Source organism: Cellvibrio sp. OA-2007, from assembly GCF_000953825.1.
GTDB lineage: Bacteria > Pseudomonadota > Gammaproteobacteria > Pseudomonadales > Cellvibrionaceae > Cellvibrio.
Window position 1 is genome coordinate 163294 of record NZ_BBUL01000095.1, and the last position, 18921, is coordinate 182214.

At 50.3% G+C, this 18921-nt stretch carries 16 protein-coding genes; 2 read left to right on the forward strand and 14 right to left on the reverse strand.

What is annotated here, in order from left to right:
- Window positions 1–14 precede the first annotated feature (14 nt).
- Window positions 15–1667, reverse strand: coding sequence for an electron transfer flavoprotein-ubiquinone oxidoreductase (locus AWU77_RS16425; protein WP_062065683.1), 1653 nt, complete (start codon window positions 1665–1667; stop codon window positions 15–17).
- Window positions 1668–1677: 10 nt separating this feature from the next.
- The gene (locus tag AWU77_RS16430) at window positions 1678–2610 is read right to left on the reverse strand and encodes a LysR family transcriptional regulator (protein ID WP_062065686.1); all 933 of its coding nucleotides are present in this window, start codon (window positions 2608–2610) and stop codon (window positions 1678–1680) included.
- A 257-nt stretch (window positions 2611–2867) separates the two neighbouring features.
- Here AWU77_RS16430 and AWU77_RS16435 point away from each other — a divergent pair, with 257 nt between their 5' ends.
- A complete protein-coding gene (locus tag AWU77_RS16435) occupies window positions 2868–3404 on the forward strand; it encodes a hypothetical protein (protein ID WP_062065688.1) in 537 nt (178 codons plus the stop codon).
- Here AWU77_RS16435 and AWU77_RS16440 read toward each other — a convergent pair.
- The 4 genes from AWU77_RS16440 to AWU77_RS16455 form a co-directional block, all read right to left on the reverse strand.
- Entirely contained in the window at window positions 3388–6540 is a 3153-nt protein-coding gene (locus AWU77_RS16440; protein ID WP_062065691.1) for an efflux RND transporter permease subunit, read from the reverse strand. The genes AWU77_RS16435 and AWU77_RS16440 overlap by 17 nt on opposite strands.
- Window positions 6533–7789 carry an efflux RND transporter periplasmic adaptor subunit gene (locus AWU77_RS16445; protein ID WP_062065694.1) on the reverse strand — a complete coding sequence of 419 codons (1257 nt, stop codon included), beginning with the start codon at window positions 7787–7789 and terminating at the stop codon, window positions 6533–6535. Before AWU77_RS16445 ends, AWU77_RS16440 begins: the two co-directional genes overlap by 8 nt.
- 98 nt (window positions 7790–7887) lie before the next feature.
- On the reverse strand, window positions 7888–8274 hold the full coding sequence (locus tag AWU77_RS16450; RefSeq protein ID WP_062065702.1) for a hypothetical protein: 387 nt from the start codon (window positions 8272–8274) through the stop codon (window positions 7888–7890).
- Between the two features lie 27 nt (window positions 8275–8301).
- On the reverse strand, window positions 8302–9024 hold the full coding sequence (locus tag AWU77_RS16455; protein ID WP_062065705.1) for a phosphoadenylyl-sulfate reductase: 723 nt from the start codon (window positions 9022–9024) through the stop codon (window positions 8302–8304).
- A 184-nt stretch (window positions 9025–9208) separates the two neighbouring features.
- On the opposite strand from AWU77_RS16455, the gene thrH reads away from it, so the two are divergent.
- A complete protein-coding gene (gene thrH, locus AWU77_RS16460; protein WP_062065707.1) occupies window positions 9209–9826 on the forward strand; it encodes a bifunctional phosphoserine phosphatase/homoserine phosphotransferase ThrH in 618 nt (205 codons plus the stop codon).
- A 253-nt stretch (window positions 9827–10079) separates the two neighbouring features.
- Here thrH and AWU77_RS16465 read toward each other — a convergent pair whose 3' ends face one another.
- The 8 genes from AWU77_RS16465 to pabB form a co-directional block, all read right to left on the reverse strand.
- Entirely contained in the window at window positions 10080–11600 is a 1521-nt protein-coding gene (locus AWU77_RS16465; protein WP_062065709.1) for a HAMP domain-containing sensor histidine kinase, read from the reverse strand.
- The gene (locus tag AWU77_RS16470) at window positions 11597–12340 is read right to left on the reverse strand and encodes a response regulator transcription factor (RefSeq protein ID WP_062065711.1); all 744 of its coding nucleotides are present in this window, start codon (window positions 12338–12340) and stop codon (window positions 11597–11599) included. Before AWU77_RS16470 ends, AWU77_RS16465 begins: the two co-directional genes overlap by 4 nt.
- Before the next feature lie 130 nt (window positions 12341–12470).
- Window positions 12471–13277 carry a spondin domain-containing protein gene (locus AWU77_RS16475; protein WP_062065717.1) on the reverse strand — a complete coding sequence of 269 codons (807 nt, stop codon included), beginning with the start codon at window positions 13275–13277 and terminating at the stop codon, window positions 12471–12473.
- 11 nt (window positions 13278–13288) lie between these two features.
- Window positions 13289–13987, reverse strand: a complete 699-nt coding sequence (locus tag AWU77_RS16480; RefSeq protein WP_062065719.1) for a spondin domain-containing protein — start codon at window positions 13985–13987, stop codon at window positions 13289–13291.
- A gap of 103 nt (window positions 13988–14090) precedes the next feature.
- A complete protein-coding gene (locus AWU77_RS16485) occupies window positions 14091–14369 on the reverse strand; it encodes a hypothetical protein (protein WP_062065722.1) in 279 nt (92 codons plus the stop codon).
- 105 nt (window positions 14370–14474) lie between these two features.
- On the reverse strand, window positions 14475–16550 hold the full coding sequence (locus AWU77_RS16490) for a M13 family metallopeptidase (protein WP_193747551.1): 2076 nt from the start codon (window positions 16548–16550) through the stop codon (window positions 14475–14477).
- A 36-nt stretch (window positions 16551–16586) separates the two neighbouring features.
- On the reverse strand, window positions 16587–17339 hold the full coding sequence (locus tag AWU77_RS16495; protein ID WP_062065725.1) for a dienelactone hydrolase family protein: 753 nt from the start codon (window positions 17337–17339) through the stop codon (window positions 16587–16589).
- 51 nt (window positions 17340–17390) lie between these two features.
- Window positions 17391–18851, reverse strand: coding sequence for an aminodeoxychorismate synthase component I (gene pabB, locus AWU77_RS16500; RefSeq protein ID WP_062065728.1), 1461 nt, complete (start codon window positions 18849–18851; stop codon window positions 17391–17393).
- Window positions 18852–18921 lie beyond the last annotated feature (70 nt).

The window sequence follows — 18921 nt, forward strand, 5'->3', positions numbered from 1 at the left end:
CGCACGACAAAAACTTACATGGATTCGTAATAGGGGCCGCTACCGCCTTGTGGTGGCACCCAGGTTATATTTTGTGTGGGGTCTTTAATGTCGCAGGCTTTGCAGTGAATGCAATTGGCGGCGTTAATTTGCAAACGTGCAGTAGTTTCTGTTTTGATAATTTCATAGACACCCGCTGGGCAATAGCGTTGTTCCGGTGCGGCATAAACAGCAAGATTCGTCGCAATTGGCACAGTGTTGTCTGTTAATCGCAAATGAATTGGCTGGTCTTCTTCATGCTGGATATTGGCTAAATAAATTGACGCCAAACGATCAAAGGTAATTTTCCCATCCGGTGCTCGGTAGTAAATGGGGTACGCATTTTCGGCAACAGTCAAACTTTCATGATCTGCCTGTTTATGCTTTAAGGTCCAGGGCAGGGTGATGCCGAGTGAATGCAGCCACATATCCAATCCGCCATACAGTGTCCCGCCTATGTTGCCAAAGGCAGAGAGTGCCGGTTTGATATTGCGCACTGCGTGTAAATCTTTCCACAACCAGGAGTTGCGTATTTTTTCAGGATAAGGCGTTAGCAGTGCAGGACTATTGCCGTTAGTTAGCGCTTCAAAAACAGTTTCTGCCGCGAGCATGCCGGATTTCATCGCGTTATGTGAGCCTTTTATTTTCGGCACATTCACAAAACCCGCCGCGCAGCCAATCAGCGCGCCGCCGGGAAATACTAACTCTGGTAAAGACTGCACGCCGCCTTCATTAATGGTGCGTGCACCATAGGAAAGCCGTTTGGCATTTTGCAGTAAAGGTTTAATCGCTGGGTGGGTTTTAAAACGCTGGAACTCTTCAAACGGATTTAAATAAGGGTTGCGATAATTCAAATGCACCACAAAACCCACGGCGATTTTGTTATCGGCCAAGTGATATAAAAATCCACCGCCGCCGGTGTGATTATCTAGCGGCCAGCCTTGAGTATGCAGCACTGCACCTTCATTGTGTAAATCAGGATCAATGTTCCAAATTTCTTTAAATCCCAAACCGTATTTTTGCGGCTCGGCATTCGCGTGCAAATTAAATTTTTGCTCCAGTGATTTAGCCAGTGACCCGCGTGTTCCTTCAGCGATTAAGGTGTAACGCGCATGCAATTCAATGCCAGCAGAAAAAGTATTTTTGTGGCTGCCATCGCGCGCGATACCCATATCACCCGTGATAATGCCCTTTACGCTTCCGTCATCGCCATACAGAATTTCGTTGCCGCTAAAGCCGGGAAATATATCTACCCCTAACTCTTCCGCTTGCGTTGCTAACCAACGGCATACTTGCCCCAAACTCACGATATAGTTGCCGTGATTGTTCATCAATGGCGGCAAGAATAGGGCAGGAATTTTGTAATGGTTGGATTCAGTCAGCCATAAAAATTGATCTTGTTTTACTTGAGTGGTAATTGGTGCACCTTTGCTGTTCCAATCGGGAATTAATTCATTCAGGGCGATAGGGTCAAGTACCGCGCCAGATAAAATCTGTGCGCCTACCTCGGCGCCTTTTTCTAATACGCACACGCTGAGTTCGCGCGCGTTTGTTTGCGCTAATTGTTTTAAGCGAATCGCTGCGGCAAGTCCCGCTGGGCCAGCGCCAACAATCACTACGTCATACTGCATTTGATCGCGTTGGGTCATAACAAACTCATCAGCCGGTAATAGTAGAAGTTAACTGGATTTGATCGCTGCGCTGCAAATTGGCGGTGAGTGTGCGGCAATAGTCGAGAAAGCTAATCATCGCCGGCGTTTGGTAACGGTTTTTATGCCACACAAACATAAATGGGCGACGCAAATCCAGCTGCGGCATTTTTATCTCAACTAAACTGCCGCGTTTAAAGGCATCGCGCAGCGCTAAACGCGAAATGCAGCCAATGCCTAAGCCGGATTCTACCGCGTGTTTAATTGCCTCGGTGTGTTCCAGTTCCAAGCGAATATTAAGCTCGGGTAAATGGTGGCGTAATGCTTGATCAAAAGTTTCGCGGGTGCCTGAACCTTGCTCGCGTAAAATCCAATTCGCCGTTAATAATTCTGGCAGCGAGATAGAGGCAGATTGTGCGAGTGGGTGATTGGGTGCGCAAAAAATTGCCAGCTCATCTTCAATCCAGGTTTCTGCATGTAATTCAGGGTGATGGCAACTGCCTTCAATTAAACCGACATCTAAATCATAACCGGCGACTTGCTGCAAAATGGCCTGGGTGTTTTTGACTTGCAGCGCGATATGGCAATCCAAATGATTTTGCATAAATTCGCTGATAATCATGATCGCCAAATAATTGCCAATGGTCAGGGTGGCGCCCACCCGTAAATCACCTAGAACCGATTTTCCTGCCAACAATTGTTCAATTTCATGTGCTTGGGTGAGCAGGCTGCTCGCGACCGGTAAAAGGGTTTTACCCAGCGCATTGAGTTTGAGTAACTTGCCGTTGCGATCAAACAATTGGCAATCAAACTGTCGCTCCAGCTCCGCTAAAGCCGTACTGGCCGCGGACTGTGACAGGGCAACCTCGTCGGCAGCGCGCGATACATTGCCGGTACGTGCAATGGCGACAAAAATTTCCAGTTGGCGTAGCGTGTATCTCATATCTGTTTACCAAATATATCCAGCACAAATAATCAGTTTAATAAATATGCTAGCGGGAAATAGACCGGACATCAACAATCCAAACTAATCCATGCAACACTGATGTGATAACGGCTCAGCGGAGGGTGTCAGGCGCGCTGTAATATCGTGTTATACCTTGTTTTGTGCGTGTGTGTTTAGATGCCATAGTGTTCGGCTCTTGGCATCCTATGAATGCTTTGGGCTTGGAGAACCTGAGGTATTGATGGATGACATGCATGTCTAATAAAACCCGTTTGTATGAAGCCCTGGGGCAAATCGTTGTTTCCTTCACCGCTTTGGAGCGGGGGGTTGATAGCTTGGTGCTGTGTAGTTTGGATTCGTCTGAAGCACAAAGCGAATTCATGGTGAGCCCCATGACTTTTCAGCAAAAAGTCTCCACGCTGTATGAGTTGATTCGCGAGTTGCACCATGATGTGGAGCTGGGCGCTTTAAACCATACGCTGGACGCGCTGGTGGAGCGTTGTTTGAACTGCGAACAGCAACGCAACGAATGGGTGCGCGCTTATTGGGTGCCAGAGGTGGATAACGAGGCGGGTATCGTTATGCGTTTGATGCGTACATCTGACTCTAATAGCCTGGAAATGGTGCCGGTAAAAGTCAGCGATTTGGAGCATTTCATTGTGGTGCTCAATGCTACCTTAGCGTATTTATCCGGCTTCCATCAAAAATTGTCTACCAATTTCAAGAGAGTTCGCCAGTTGCCCGAAGGTCATTCGGGCAAGCTGGAGTTGATCCCTAACCGACGCTATTAGTGCTATTAATCTGCCGATTTACTGTGCGCATTCTCAACATGCGATAACCCACCGGCAGCAGCAATAGCGACATCAACGGCGCTGTGATCATGCCGCCGACCATCGGCGCGGCAATACGGCTCATAATTTCTGAACCGGTGCCTTCGCCTAATAAGATGGGTAACAGGCCGGCAATAATCACCGTGACTGTCATCATTTTGGGGCGAATACGCAGAACGGCTCCCTCCTCAATTGCATCCAATAAATCCGCGTTTTGGGTAGTGCCTTGAGCGACACGCTGCTGCCACGCCTGTTTGAGGTAAAGCAGCATAATCACGCCGAACTCGGCGGCAACACCCGCCAGTGCGATAAACCCCACGGCGGTGGCGACCGACAACGGAAAATCCATGAAATACAGCATCCACACGCCGCCGGTTAATGCAAAGGGCAGGCTGCCCATGATCAGCAAGGCTTCATCCATCCGCGAAAAAGTCATAAACAACAGCGCCAATAAGATGGCGAGTGTTGCTGGAACTATCCACTGCAGCCGTGCTTGAGCGCGCTGCATAAATTCAAACTGACCGGCATAGCTGATACTGACACCGGGTTTTAACGTGATTTGCTCCGCTAGCGCACGCTGTAAATCGGCGACGGTTGAACTCAAGTCGCGCTCGCGCACATCGATATACACCACCCCGGTGAGCCGGGCATTTTCACTTTTTAGCATGCTGGGGTCATCGCTTACCGAAATCTTGGCGATTGTACTCAAGCTGATTTGCTGGCCATTGGGTGTGATGATGGGGAGCTTGTGCAGCTCGCCGATACTGGCGCGCCAATCCCGCGGGTAGCGCAGGTTGATGGGAAAGCGCGCGCGGCCCTCAAGCACTTCGCCAATATTTGCACCGCCAATCAGGTGGCTCACCACCGTTTGCGCCTGACTCATGCTCAGCCCGTAACGCGCCAGTTCAGCGCGGTTAAAGTCGATATCCAGAAAGCGCCCGCCAGCAATGCGTTCAGCCACGGCCGAGCTAACACCGGGTACGGTTTTGGCGATTTGCTCAATTTGCAGTGCTGTCGCATCAATATCGGCGAGGAAATTACCGGAGATCTTTACTCCAATCGGGCTTTTAATACCGGTGGCGAGCATATCGATACGGTTGCGGATCGGCGGTATCCAAATATTGGCCAAACCGGGTACTTTGACCCGCTCATCCAATTCGGCCATCAGCTTCTTGGGGGTCATGCCCGGCCGCCATTGGTCGCGCGGTTTAAATTGGATGGTGGTTTCAAACATCTCCAGCGGGGCGGGGTCGGTTGCGCTATCGCTGCGGCCTGATTTGCCAAATACTCGCGCGACTTCCGGTACGGTTTTTATCAAACGATCCGTCTGTTGCAGCAGTTGGCTCGCCTGCTGAGTGCTTAAGCCCGGCAGGGCGCTGGGCATATAGAGTAGGTCGCCTTCATCCAGCGGCGGCAAAAACTCCCCACCCAAGTGCGAAAGCGGCCAAGCGGTGCTGAGCAATACCGCGAGCGCAATCGCCATAGTGATTTTTGGCTTGTGCAGTACCCCAACCAGTACCGGGCGATAGACCTTAACCAGTAAACGATTGAGCGGATTTTGGTGTTCAGCGGGGATTTTGCCGCGAATCCAATACCCCATTAACACCGGGATAAGTGTGACCGAAAGCCCCGCAGCGGCGGCCATGGCGTAGGTTTTAGTGAATGCCAATGGCCCAAACAAACGGCCTTCTTGCGCCTCTAGGGTAAACACTGGGATAAAGGAAAAGGTGACAATTAGCAGTGAGAAAAACAGTGCAGGCCCCACTTCGGCGGCCGCTTGGGTGATGATTTCCCAGCGTTTTTCACCGGCAAGCAAAGTGTCCGGATGCTGCTCTTGCCAGCGCTCGATATGTTTATGGGCATTTTCGATCATCACAATTGCGGCATCGACCATCGCACCTATGGCAATAGCGATACCGCCCAGCGACATAATATTGGCCGTGATGCCTTGCTGGCGCATTAGCGCAAACGCAATTAAAACGCCCAGCGGCAGCGATACAATCGCTACCATCGACGAGCGCAGGTGCCAGAGAAATAGGGCGCAGACCAGCGCGACTACCAGAAACTCTTCGATCAGTTTATGGCTGAGGTTGGTGACGGCGCGGTCGATCAAGAGGCTGCGGTCATAGGTTGTTACCAACTCGACGCCATCGGGCAGGCTACTTTTGAGCTGCTCCAGTTTGGTTTTAATCGCGCTAATCGTGGCGCGTGCATTGCCACCAGAACGCATAACTACTATGCCGCCGGTCACTTCACCTTCGCCATCCAGCTCGGCCAAACCACGGCGCAGTTCTGGCCCTAACTGAATGTGCGCGACATCGGCCAAGGTGATGGGAGTACCGCCCATAACGCTGAGCGGGATGGATTTAAAATCCTCCAAGGTTTTTAAGTAACCCGTCGAACGAACCATTAACTCCGCCTCACCAACGCTCAGCAAACCGCCGCCGGTGGCTTGATTGGCTTGTTCTAGCGCTGCGATCACATCGGTGTGGCTGAGTTTGAGTGCCGCCAAGCGAATGGGGTCGAGCAAAATTTGGTATTGCTTGACCATGCCGCCAAGGGTGGCAACTTCGGCCACATCTGGCAGTGGGGCTAGCTCAAAACGCAGAAACCAATCTTGCAGGGCGCGCAATTGGGCGAGGTCATGTTGGCCGGTTTTATCGATCAGTGCGTATTGAAAAACCCAACCCACGCCGGTGGCATCTGGCCCCAATGCGGGTGTGGCGGTGGCTGGTAGCTGCGCTTGCATTTGGCTCAAGTATTCCAGCACCCGCGAACGCGCCCAGTAAACATCGGTGCCATCGGCAAATAGGATGTACACAAAACTATCGCCAAACATGGAATAACCGCGCACGGTTTTGGCGCCGGGCACCGACAGCATTTTGCTGGCGATGGGGTAGGTCACCTGATCTTCCACCTGCTGTGGCGCTTGCCCCGCAAAGGCTGTGCGGATGATGACTTGGGTGTCCGACAAATCGGGCAACGCATCAATCGGGGTGGTTTTTATCGCCCAGATTCCCCAGCCGGCAAGCAATAGGGAGGCAAATAACACCAGAATGCGATGGTTCACCGACCAGTAGATGAGTTGTTTAATCATGGATCATCTCCGGGTTCATCTCCTGGTTCTGGGCGGTTATTCCCAGGAGCGATGCCTCTGAATCCAACAAAAACTGGCCGCTCACGACAACCTTATCGCCCTCGTTTAAGCCGCTGCGAATCAGAGTTTGATCGCCCACCTCATGGCCAGCTTCTACCAGCACTGGCCGAAATGCGCCGCCTGCTTCTGCCAGCATGACCAAGGTGGTTTTGCCGGTGCGAATCACCGCTTCGGTGGGTACTGCCAGTGCCTGCTCTTCGTTTTGGCTTTGCAGCCAAACGCGCCCGCTGGTGCCGGGTTTGAGTTGTGATGAAGGGTTATCCAGCAGAATCCTTGCGGTCACTGTGCCAGACATCTGATCGACCGTCGGTAGCAAGTATTCCAACGTGCCGTGCAGAACTGGCGCTCCCGGGTTTGTGGCAAAAAAGCAGGCTCTGGCACCGGCGAGCAAACTTTCGGTTTGTGCTTCGGGAATGGCGGCATCCAGCCAGAGGCTATCGATATTATTAATACGCGCCAAAGTGGCACCGCTTGCTAACGCCATGCCGGTTTTTATCGATAGCTCGGTGATCACACCGCTAATCGGTGCATTGATGGTGACTTGTGTGATTGGCAGACGAGTTTTTTCAGCCTGCGCGATCAAGGAATCGGGCATGCCCAATAGGCGCAAGCGCTCGCGCAATGTGTGTAATAACCGGCGATTTTCACGGGGTTGGGCGAGTAGCTCATTTTGCGCGCCCAGCCATTCGGGTACATCAAGCGTTGCGATGGGTTGCCCCATGGTGACCTTGTCGCCCACCGCCAATGGCCAGACCTTACTCACAAAACCAGCGGCGCGCAGTTGAATCACCGCCTGATTGCGCTCGTTGAACGCCAGCTTGCCGGTAACATCCCACTCGCGTTGGGCAGCAATGAGCTTCACCAATGCCGTGCGCATACCCAGGTTTTGCACCAGTGCCGGCTTAATCCTAACCGCCGCTTGGTTCGCCCCCTCGGTCTTGGTGGTCGCATATTTCGGCACCAAGTCCATATCCATAAACGGGGATTTTCCCGGTTTATCAAAATGCTGATTGGGCACCATAGGGTCGTACCAATACAGAATTTGGCGTTCGGTTTTATCTGTAGATGTTGTGTCGATACTGCTGGGCGATGGCGCTTGATGGGTGCCGAGCAAAACGCCGATAAGTGTGCCAAGCGCCAGCATCCCCAGCGCAATAAGCGGGAGTTGGCGAAAAGAAAAAATAGTCACAGAAATAACTCCTGAGCGACGATCAATATTTTCTCGCCTGCGTAAATAGAGAGCGCAGAAGCTCCCTATGGAATCAGGCGAGGTGAAATCGTGTTAACTCAGGTAGTGCTGGGCGGGCGCCAAATACTGGCAGGGTTAAACATGCTAAACATGGCAGCTGGTGGAATAACGGCATCTGCTAACGAGAGGTTTGTGGCAAGGCTTAATGCATCGACACGATAAATCTGCCCCGGTGTTTTGCACAGGTGGCAGCTATTCATGTTTTTGCACGAGGGGGCTTGCTTGGGGGTCTTATCTGGGCAGCAGGGCATCTTGTCCATTGCTGCCGTGTTGTCCGTCATTACCATTTCATTCATTTGCATCGCTGTATGGTCCATCTCACTGCTGTCTGGGCAGGTCGCATTGAGCAGCACGCCTGCAACAGCTTGCAGCGGTATGATCCAACTCAGCAGTAAAATGAAAAGGCAGTGACGGTGCATAGGCATGGCTGTCTTTTTTCGTTTGATGAAAGCTTAATCTACATTACCTGCGTGTAAACCACACTCTTTTTTAGTGGCTTCTTCCCACCACCAGCGGCCTTCGCGCTCGTGTTGCCCCGGTGCAATCGGGCGGGTGCAGGGTTCACAGCCGATGGAGACAAAACCGCGTTCGTGCAATTCGTTGTAGGGCACTTCGCACATGCGGATGTAATCCCACACCTCTTTGGATGACCAGTTCGCCAGCGGATTAAACTTGGTGAGCTTATCACCGGGGCGAGCAAATAATTTATCGTCCTGAATCACGGGGATTTCCGCGCGAGTAGGGCTTTGGTCTTTGCGTTGTCCGGTGATCCAGGCATCTACTGTGAGCAACTTTTTACGCAGTGGTTCAATTTTGCGAATACCGCAGCACTCTTTGTGGTCATCTTCATAAAAACTGAACAGGCCTTTTTCCTGCACTAATGCGCGCACGGCATCGCCATCGGGTGAAACTACATCGATCTTAATGCCGTAATGCTTGCGCACTTTTTCGATAAAACGATAAGTCTCCGCGTGCAAGCGGCCAGTGTCCAAACAAAATACGGGCACATCGGGGCGATAGTTGTGCGCCATCTCGATTAGCGCCACATCTTCTGCGCCGCTAAATGAAATGGCGATATTGTCGAATTGGCTCAGCGCATATTTGATAATTTTTTGCGGGCTTTCTTGTTGCAGCTTGGCTTCAAGGTCAACAAGATTAATCTGATTTTCAGTCATGGCAGCTACTCACGGCGATTCTGTAATAGGTACTTTTTTTGTTTGGCGCGCAGGATACCAGAGCAGGGCACTTCAGCCCAAGTCATACGCCCTGCTTGGGTTTGCTTTAGCAGGTCAAAACGGGTAGATTGCCGCCACTCTTTTCGGCTTTTTAGCCTATTTATTAACCGCTTTGGAGGTTGTTGTGGAATTAGCATGTCTTGATTTGGAAGGTGTATTGGTCCCCGAGATTTGGATTGAATTTGCCAAGGCAACGGGTATTGAAGAACTTAAAGCCACCACCCGCGACATCCCCGATTACGATGTATTAATGAAGCAGCGTCTGCGTATTTTGGAAGAGCACAAACTCGGCTTGAAAGAAATTCAGGATGTGATCGCCACCCTCAAGCCACTCGACGGCGCGGTTGAATTTGTAGATTGGCTGCGCGAGCGTTTTCAAGTGATCATTTTGTCGGACACTTTTTACGAATTCTCGCAACCGCTGATGCGTCAACTGGGTTTCCCAACCCTGTTGTGTCACCGTTTGAATATCGACGAGCGCGGTATGGTGGCGGGTTACACCCTGCGCCAGCGCGATCCAAAACGTCAATCAGTATTGGCGTTGAAAACTCTGTATTACCGTGTAATCGCCGCAGGTGATTCTTACAACGACACCACCATGTTGGGCGAAGCAGATCAGGGCATCCTGTTCCACGCACCGCAAAATGTGATCGAGCAGTTCCCGCAATTCCCCGCGGTTCACACTTACGAAGATTTGAAGAAGGAATTTATCAAGGCGAGTAATCGTGAATTGAGTTTGTAAGTTTTAACGGAGAAAGGCGTACTAGAGGCAGACTAACAATCTGCCTTTTTTATTTCAGAACTTGATAAGGTACTAGCAGCGGTACAATCTAATCCGGCTGGATAAACAGGTATTAGCCAAAAAATCCCTTCATTGCGATAACAATTAGCGCCCCAACTGCTAGGTAGCACAGTAGTTCATTTGAAGTTTGAAGTGACATTTTCATATAGCCTCCTTAAGTCTTCAGTGAAAACACATGATGCAATTACATATATCAAGCTGCTTGTTCGGATTGTAATTTGTTTGTTCGTGCGAGTGGTAAGGGGAACTTAAAAAGTGTTCCTTGACGCCGTTTAGACTCTACGCGAATAACACTGCCATGTAGCTCTAGAATTCGCTTCACTATCGCCAAACCTAACCCGGTACTTTGCTGATGATATTCAGTGGGTTTTTGTGCGCAGTAGTAGCGTTCAAAAATATGGGGAATATCTTCATCTTCCAAACCAATCCCCGTGTCTTGTATCGCTATTTCTACGCTGCTGGATTGGTGGGTCAAGCTAAGCTCTACGCTACCGTTTTCTGGAGTATAGCGCAATGCATTATCTATCAAGTTTTCAAACACCCTCTCAATTAAAGCAATATCAGCGTTCACCATGTAAAGCTGATTTGTTTGTGGTGTGCTTAGGGTGATATTTTTTTGTTGTGCGGCCAATGAATATTTTTGCGCCACATCTTGCAGTAGCTCGGCAAGAGAAAAATTTTCTAACTGCGGCGTTATGCGTCCAGCGTCTAACTTGCTCAATTCAAATAACTCTTTTACTAGTTGTGTTAAGCGACGGCAGTGTTTAAATGCAATATCCATATAAGTTTGCCGCTCTTCCTGGGTAATAGAGGGTCGCGTAAGCATTTCCAGATAGCCCTGCATAGAAGAGAGTGGCGTGCGTAAATCATGGGAGACATTGGAGATAAGTTCGCGCCGCAAGCGATCTGTCTCTTGCAGTTTTTCCATTTGTTCACGAATACGCGTGCGCATGGCGGCAAAAGCCGAACTTAAATAGACGATTTCATCGCGCGTACCCGCAACGGGTTCTAGCGTGGAAGATGGGTGTAAATTTAATTCCTGCTGTTGAAAGTCATTCATTTGCTGGGCGAGTTTTCGCAACGGACTAGTGAGCACTGCAAAAATCAACAGGGCACTGATAATGGCAAATAGCAAAATCACCGCCAGTCCAGAGAGGCTTTGCTTCAAAATATAGCTACCGCGCAATGAATCACTCAGGCTCTGTACGTTTTGTCCGCCGAGAATGACATACAAATAACCCGCTAGATTTTCATTATCCATAACCGGCCAGACAGAAAATACGCGCTCACCCTGATTGGCGCGCGGGTTGTCGCCCAGAATAGGAAATGGTTGCGTTTTATTGAGCCAATGTTGCAGCGGTTGAATGGAAATTTCCGGGCGGATTGGCGTGTCGGGCGGCAGCGTGTGGGTGAGTACTTTTCCCGACGGATCGAGCAAATACACTTCGACTATAGGGTTGACGGTCATCACCAGCGTGGCCAGTTCAGTCATTGCGGTTTTATTGACTATACCCCGCTGAATTAAGGGCGCGCGCTGCACAATATACATCGCCAAACTTTGATTTAGATTTTGCGTAACTTCTTGATAGTAGCGATTGTTACTCCAATTCGTGAGCACTAAAAATGCAACGCCTAACACTAAAAACAATGCCACAAACGCCAGGGCCAAGCGCGCACATAAATTGGAAAACATACTGGGAACTAAACGATTCATAATGAAGAGTGCTCGCAAAATTTGTAGCCCACACCCCAAACAGTGAGCAAATATTCTGGTGCCGATGGATTGCGTTCGATTTTAGCGCGCAGGCGATTAATGTGGCTGTTGACTGTGTGTTCATAGCCTTCGTGGCCATAGCCCCATACCTTGTCCAATAATTCGCTGCGATTAAATACACGGCCGGGATGACTGGCAAAAAACCACAGTAAATCAAACTCGCGTGCGGTTAATTCAATATCGACTTCGCTGAGTAAAACGCGACGCTGCAATTTATCCAGCAATAATTGATTGATTTGAAGCGAGTTGGGTTCTTGGGTGTCGGGTTGTTGTGCGCGGCTACTGCGGCGCAACAAGGCGCGCACGCGCGCAGCTAACTCCAGGGAGCTGAAAGGTTTTGTTAAATAATCATCAGCACCTAATTCCAAACCGAGCACACGATCCAACTCGGTTGAGCGCGCGGTTAACATAATCAGCGGCAGCTCTACACCTTTGCTGCGCATCTCGCGGCAGACTTCCAAACCATCCATGCCGGGCAAACGCAAATCCAGAATCATTAAATCCCAGTGTTCAGTTAGCGCTTTGTGAAGACCTAAATCGCCGCGCTCAACCACTACAATCTCGGCATGAAAGTCCTGCAAATAGAGCTTGATCAAATTACCCAAATCGGTTTCATCTTCTACTACTAAAAAGCGGCGCGGATGAGTAGGGTGCAGTGCAGTGACTTTGGACGCGAACATAATCAATCCTCTGAAAGTGTCGGATACAGATGCGCGAAGCCAGCCTTTGTTTCAGCGAAGGTCAAAAAGAGTGTTCTGTAACGACAAAAGCGCCTGAAGTTATGATGAATAACCTCAGGCGCAGTCTCATTTAAGGAGCTAAACGAGTAATGGTGATACGTGCAACCGGGTTGTCCCAGCGGTGAATTTGCGTCAAAACAGAATCTGTTTTGCCATCGTCGCGGGTGATTACACCAGGGTGCATAGTCACTTGATTTGCGAGGTCATCGCGCTGGGCATTAAATCCTTCACCGCCCGCTGCTGGGCCGGGAATACTGGCTTGCAGTTCGGTATTTTTTTCAGTGCCCGCATCGTAACTGAGTGCGTTAAAAGTCCAGCTTTGCCCTATGGCCAGTTGCTTGAGCGCGATGCTATTTAAACCGGTTAAAGCATCATTGGTATTCACCAACATACTCAACACACTGAAATAGAGCTGGTCTTCTTCGCCCATAGGCACCATGGCATTGAGTGTGAACTCTTTATATTCGCCGGGCATAGTCATGCCACTCGCGGTATTGGCCATGATCACCGCCGCATTCGCACTGGCTTCAGCAATGTAATCTGTTGTCGCGCCAGATTCAGCAATCATCTCAACCCCCAAACTCGCAGGCATGCCGATGGTAAATGGCTTAAACGCCGCTTTGTGCAGCGTGTAGGCCAATGGCGATAAAGGCTGCGCCGCAGTGAGATTGGTCACCTTCACTGAATAGCTCAGTGTTGTCATGGCGGCCATACTAGAGCTGGCCATTGCGCTGCTACTGGGAGCTGGGCTAGCGGCCATCATGCTGCTCATCGCCATGGAGCTGGAAGACGCCGTGTTTTTGGGTTTTGAATCACTGCCACCGCAACCACTCAATACCAGAGCCATACCGATAAAACCAAACCATTGATAGTTCATGGTAGTGCTCCTTATTTAACTGTGAGGGTCACGCGGGCAACCGGGTTTAACCAGCGTTGGCTGGATGCGTCTATATCACTCGCGCCGCCAGTGGCATTGTGATCACCCAATACCCCGCGATGAATATGCACAAAACCTTCTGCAGTAGTGGTGACACCTGTGCCGCCGGTGCCAACCAATGCTTCCAACGGCGGCGGAACCGGCATTCCCGCCATACCGCTTGCGCCGCTGCCGCGAATTTCATCGTTGGCTTCAGTGCCCGCGTCATAAGCATTGAGAAGATAGGTATAGGTACCGGGCATGGTCGGCAATGTGAGGTTGTTGAGCGCGACAAAACCATCGTTAGTGGGCAACAGCATCGCCGTAATCGACAGCTGAGTATTTGCAGCACCCGGGTTACCTAAATCCGCCATGGTGTACTTGCCGGGCATTAATAAGCCGCTTGCCGGGTTGGCAATATTCACTGCGCCGAGAGCCTTCAGGTCAGCATCAAGGCCGCTAATATTGCCGCCCTCAGCCATTGCTTGCAGATTTGCAGAGGCCGGCATACCACTAGTAAACAAAGTAGTGCCAGCAGGGTGAGCAGAAACCAGTAATGGAGTGAAGTAAGTGCCGTGGGTCAGGTTTTCAATTTTGACGCTGTAGTCTGCGGCAAACGTAGATGGGATAAATGTTAAAGCGATTAAGCCAGCGAAAAGGTTCTTTTTCATGATGTTGCTCCTGTGGTGTTATTGACACAGGTAGAGTGCGCGCAGGCGCGATTTCAATCATCACGGAATTATCACGAAACCATTACGATTTCATCAGCAGGGGTTATTTGGATCCCCACACTTTTGCAACGGCGCCATTAGAGCCTAGTAGTCCCACAACGACTGCAGATAAGCCTGCGCCCAAAAAAATCACCGCCGGAATAATTGCGCCCAACTCGCCACTCGAATGGCCAACCAATGCCGACACAAACGACAACAAGAGAAATACGAACCCAATGAAATTCAGCGCAAATCGGTGCGACGCTTTGTAATTTGCCGGTTGCACATCAGTTTCGAAGAGTCGCAACAGCGGCCAACAGATTTTAATAAATACATTTCTCATAAAAATTCATCCAAGACTGATTGCTGAGTGAGCAGTTGATTAGGCCACTTTTTTGCGCGACGGTCAGCAGGACGCGCAAAAAAGTGCCTAGTTATTGCGTGCGAGCTACCAAATTTTTACCCGCACTTTTTCATCGCGATACATGCCATCACCTGGCTTTACGTTATACACCTCGTAAAATTCCGGCATATTGGACAGTGGGCCGAGTACGCGATACTTGCCAGGAGAATGTGGGCCATTGATGACTTGTACACGCAGGGCTTCGTCGCGATATTTGATTCGCCACACCTGTGCCCAGCCCATAAAAAAGCGCTGTTCCGGGGTAAAGCCATCAATGGTTTTGCGCTTTTTTCCAGTCTGCGAATTCATATAGGCTCTGTGTGCGAGCGTTACGCCGCCGAGGTCAGCAATATTTTCACCCAAACCTAATGCGCCTTGCAGATGCAAATCATCAATAGGATTGTAAGCATTGAATTGCTCGACCATGAGTTGCGCGCGATTTTTAAATTGGGTTGCATCTTGCTCCGTCCACCAATCGCGCAAATTGCCATCGCCATCTGAGTGGCGACCTTGGTCATCAAATCCGTGGGTGAATTCGTGACCAATCACCGCACCTATACCGCCGTAATTGACCGCATCGTCAGCTTCTACATTAAAAAAGGGCGGCTGCAAAATGGCGGCGGGAAATACAATTTCATTCATGCTGGAGTTGTAGTAAGCATTAACCGTTTGCGGTGTCATGCCCCATTCACTGCGGTCGACAGGTTTGCCTAACTTGGCAATAGCGCGCTGATGTTCGCATTCGGCACTGCGCTGTAAATTGCCGATTAAATCATTCGCAATAATTTTTACGCAGGTGTAATCGCGCCACTTATCCGGATAACCAATTTTGGTATTGAATTTAGCCAGTTTGGCTTGGGCTTGTTGTTTGGTGGCGGGGCTCATCCACTCCAATTCATTAATGGATTGGCTGTAAGCAACGCGCAAATTTTCAATCATTTTATCCATACGCACTTTGGCGTCTGGCTTGAAATAGCGCGCAACATACATTTTGCCCACCATAAAACCCAAATTGGATTCAGTCAGGCTCGCCGCGCGTTTTTCTCGTGTACGTTGTTGCTCGGTGCCATTGAGAGCCTTGCCGTAAAACTCAAAGTTCGCTTCGTCAAATACACGGCTCAAGTTGCTGGCATTACTGTTGAGCAGATGAAACCGTAAATACTGCTGCCAATGCGCCAAAGAAACCTGGGTTTGCAGTTTGGCCAGTGCCGTAACATAGGTGGGCTGATTGACTACCAGTTCATTGATGTTCGCCAAGCCCGCAGCACTCGTCACCACCTGCCAGTTAACACCCGGAGCGAGGTCATTTAATTGGGTAACTGTCATCTTGTTATAAAGTGCATTGCGATCGCGATTTTGGATTCGGCTCCAATGCAGCGCCGCGATTTTTTTCTCCAGCGCGACAATATTGGCAGCGGCTTGTTCGGCATTAGGAATGCTGGCAAGCGCCAATAATTTTGCGATGTACGTTTGATATTGTTTAAGCAGCTCAAGGGAGCGTGCGTCGTCTTTCAAATAAAATTCGCGGTCGGGCAAACCAAGACCGGATTGCCATGCACCGGTAATGTATTGATCGGAATTTTTATCATCCTGATCGATATAAAATTCCACCGGTACGCCCACGCCATACACCTGCCACTCACCCCATAAGCGGGTGAGATCCTGATAGGTTTTTACATTGTCGATGCGGGTAAAAAACGGGGCGAGTGGCTTTAGCCCTTGTGCCTCAATCTGCTCTTGATTGAGGAAAGATTGATACAGGTCGGCAATTTTTTGTTCATCGGAATCGGTCGGGTGCTGTTTGGTCGCTAAACCTTGAATCAGTTCCAGCACTTGCTCGCGGGCGTTTTCCGCTAATGCATCAAAACTACCCCAGCGCGATTTGTCGGCTGGAATTTGCGTGTTGTCCACCCACTTACCATTTACGTATCGGAAAAAATCCTGCTGCGGCGCAACACTGAGATCCATATTATTTTTATCAATACCGGAACCCAGTTGTAGCCCGGATTGGGTCATATCCGCGTGCGGTTTATTTGCAGTGTTATTGCCACAGCCAGTAATGGCCAGTGTCAGGCTCAGCGCAAGCGGTGCGGACAATACAGTGGTGATCAATTTTTTCATGGCGATTTCCTTGAATTGTTTGCTGCAAAAGGGATATTAATAGAGCGCGCGCTTAAACATGCCCAGCGCAGTTTGATAGCCCCACAATTGCAACTCGGCATCGTAGCGGTCGCCTTCATCGCGCATAAACGCGTGTACACCATTCACCTCATGCCAAGTGAAGTTCACCTTGTTGGCAACCAGACTGGCATAGACCTTTGCGCGGCCTTCGGGCGGAATGTGCGGATCTTGTTTGCCCCAAATCATTTGCAATTCGCCTTTAATCTCACCGGTGCGCGTCAGGCTTTCATTGCCGGGGTTGGATGGCGTTAAGCCTGAGTGGATGTCGGTTGCGTAAAAACAGCTGGTGGCGCTAATGGCCGGATGAATCGCCGCGCGATAGGCCAAACCGCCACCCAAACAAAAACCCATAGCGCCGATTTTGCCGGAGTAATAGGGCAGGGTTTGTGCGTAATCAATCATCGCCTGGGTATCGGTATCGTGCGCTTCCAAGGTTTTGGCGATTTTATCGGCATTGCCTTTATCGCGCCCGGCATCGTCATAGCCCAATACCGTACCGATTGGGTTTAGCTCGTGGAATACTTCCGGAACAATCACGATAAACCCGTGCCCAGCCATAATTTGTGCGCTGCGGCGAATCGGTGAGGTTTGTTGAAAAATTTCGGAGTAGAGGATGATCGCGGGGTATTTCTTATCGGCAATTTCGGTGGAATCTTTGGGGTGATACACATAACAGCGCATGATGCCGGTTGGGGTATTGAGATCCACTTGATGATTCTGGATTAACATTTATCTCTCCTCGACCTATTTTGGTATTTGAATTGGGTTGTGTAATTACATTTAACGATTAAATTTCTGCTCTAGCGTTTCCATCAATACCTGTACCTTGGCGATGGATTCGCGATATTCCTGTTCAGTTTCTGAGTCAGCCACAATCCCGCCGCCGCCCCAGCAGTGAATTTTGTTGCCGTCACACACCAGCGTGCGAATGGCGATGCTGGTATCCATTTGGCCGTCCGCACTCACATAACCCAAGCTGCCACAATAAAGTGAGCGGCGGGTGGGTTCCAATTCTTCAATAATCTCCATCGCGCGGATTTTTGGTGCGCCGGTAATGCTGCCGCCGGGGAATGCATCGCGCAGTACATCAATCGCATTGGCGCCGACTTTCAATTCCCCTGTGACCGTGCTGACCAGGTGATGGACATTGGCAAAGGTCTGCAGTTCACACAATGTCGGCACCTTTACCTGTACACAATGTTTGCTTAAATCGTTGCGCAGCAGGTCCACAATCATCACATTCTCGGCGCGATTCTTCTGGCTGTTTTGCAGCCATTGGGCATTGTACGCATCCTGTTCCGGGGTGGCGCCGCGTTTGATGGTGCCTTTAATCGGTTTGGTTTCTACTTGCGTGCCGCGCACTTGAATAAACCGCTCGGGCGATAAACTCAGCACCGCACCATTCTCCAATTGCATAAAACCTGAGAAAGGCGAGGGCAGTGCGTCGCGTAAGGCGAGGTAGGCGGCAAATGGGTCGCCGCTAAATTCCGCGCTGAAGCGCTGGGCAAAATTCACTTGGTAGCAATCGCCTGCACGGATATAAGCCTGAATTTTTTCCAGCGCGACGTGGTAGTCGTCCACATTAAGATTGCTATCGAAATCATTGATTTTAAAGGATTTATCCGCACTCTTAAGGCTGCTGTTAAGTTCGTGAAACAGCGGGTTTTGCGCGGAATTGAGACACAGCTGCTCGATTTCCAAAAAGTTATAAGCACCGCCAAGGGTTTGACTCAGGCTCTCATTGATGACCAAACAGGCAGTTTGCCGCGCGTGATCCTGCACAATCGCCCAGGGGTAGATGCCGACACACATATCCGGCAGCTGGATATCGGCCTGAGCCAAAGCGGGTAATTTTTCCAAACGGCGGCCGAGGTCGTAGCCAAAATAGCCCAGCGCACCGCCGATAAACGGCAGGGCAGAGTTGGTTTGTTCTTGTTGTGGTTCTTGAGATGGCGATAAGGCGTGAGCGAGCAGAACAAACGGGTCTTCGCTGGAATCGCGGCTGCCACCCTCTTGTTCGGTGATGCGCGTCACCGCACCCTGAGTGGTCAGTAATTGCTGCGGCGCGGCAGCGATAATATCGAAGCGGCCATAACTGCTTGCCGGTCTGCCGGAATCCAACCAAAGCGCATTCGGCAAATGGCGCACCAAGCTAAACCAGAGCGCAGAATCTGGCCGATAATCCAGCGGGGTAATACGAAGCTTTTCAGCACAGGGTTTTGCAGCAATAAATTCGGGCATGGAATCTCGTCGGGCAGCACCGTTGCGGGGGCGTTATTCTACCCCATGACTGGCGGCCTGCGGCAAATAG

Bases quoted from the DNA above. Each gene is read 5' to 3' on its own strand.
- AWU77_RS16440 (WP_062065691.1), bottom strand. From the start codon at position 6,540: ATGATTAAACAACTCATCTACTGGTCGGTGAACCATCGCATTCTGGTG.
- AWU77_RS16490 (WP_193747551.1), bottom strand. From the start codon at position 16,550: ATGAAAAAATTGATCACCACTGTATTGTCCGCACCGCTTGCGCTGAGC.
- AWU77_RS16435 (WP_062065688.1), top strand. From the start codon at position 2,868: ATGTCTAATAAAACCCGTTTGTATGAAGCCCTGGGGCAAATCGTTGTT.
- AWU77_RS16450 (WP_062065702.1), bottom strand. From the start codon at position 8,274: ATGCCTATGCACCGTCACTGCCTTTTCATTTTACTGCTGAGTTGGATC.
- AWU77_RS16465 (WP_062065709.1), bottom strand. From the start codon at position 11,600: ATGAATCGTTTAGTTCCCAGTATGTTTTCCAATTTATGTGCGCGCTTG.
- AWU77_RS16495 (WP_062065725.1), bottom strand. From the start codon at position 17,339: ATGTTAATCCAGAATCATCAAGTGGATCTCAATACCCCAACCGGCATC.
- AWU77_RS16425 (WP_062065683.1), bottom strand. From the start codon at position 1,667: ATGACCCAACGCGATCAAATGCAGTATGACGTAGTGATTGTTGGCGCT.
- AWU77_RS16470 (WP_062065711.1), bottom strand. From the start codon at position 12,340: ATGTTCGCGTCCAAAGTCACTGCACTGCACCCTACTCATCCGCGCCGC.
- AWU77_RS16480 (WP_062065719.1), bottom strand. From the start codon at position 13,987: ATGAAAAAGAACCTTTTCGCTGGCTTAATCGCTTTAACATTTATCCCA.
- AWU77_RS16485 (WP_062065722.1), bottom strand. From the start codon at position 14,369: ATGAGAAATGTATTTATTAAAATCTGTTGGCCGCTGTTGCGACTCTTC.
- AWU77_RS16475 (WP_062065717.1), bottom strand. From the start codon at position 13,277: ATGAACTATCAATGGTTTGGTTTTATCGGTATGGCTCTGGTATTGAGT.
- AWU77_RS16455 (WP_062065705.1), bottom strand. From the start codon at position 9,024: ATGACTGAAAATCAGATTAATCTTGTTGACCTTGAAGCCAAGCTGCAA.
- AWU77_RS16430 (WP_062065686.1), bottom strand. From the start codon at position 2,610: ATGAGATACACGCTACGCCAACTGGAAATTTTTGTCGCCATTGCACGT.
- pabB (WP_062065728.1), bottom strand. From the start codon at position 18,851: ATGCCCGAATTTATTGCTGCAAAACCCTGTGCTGAAAAGCTTCGTATT.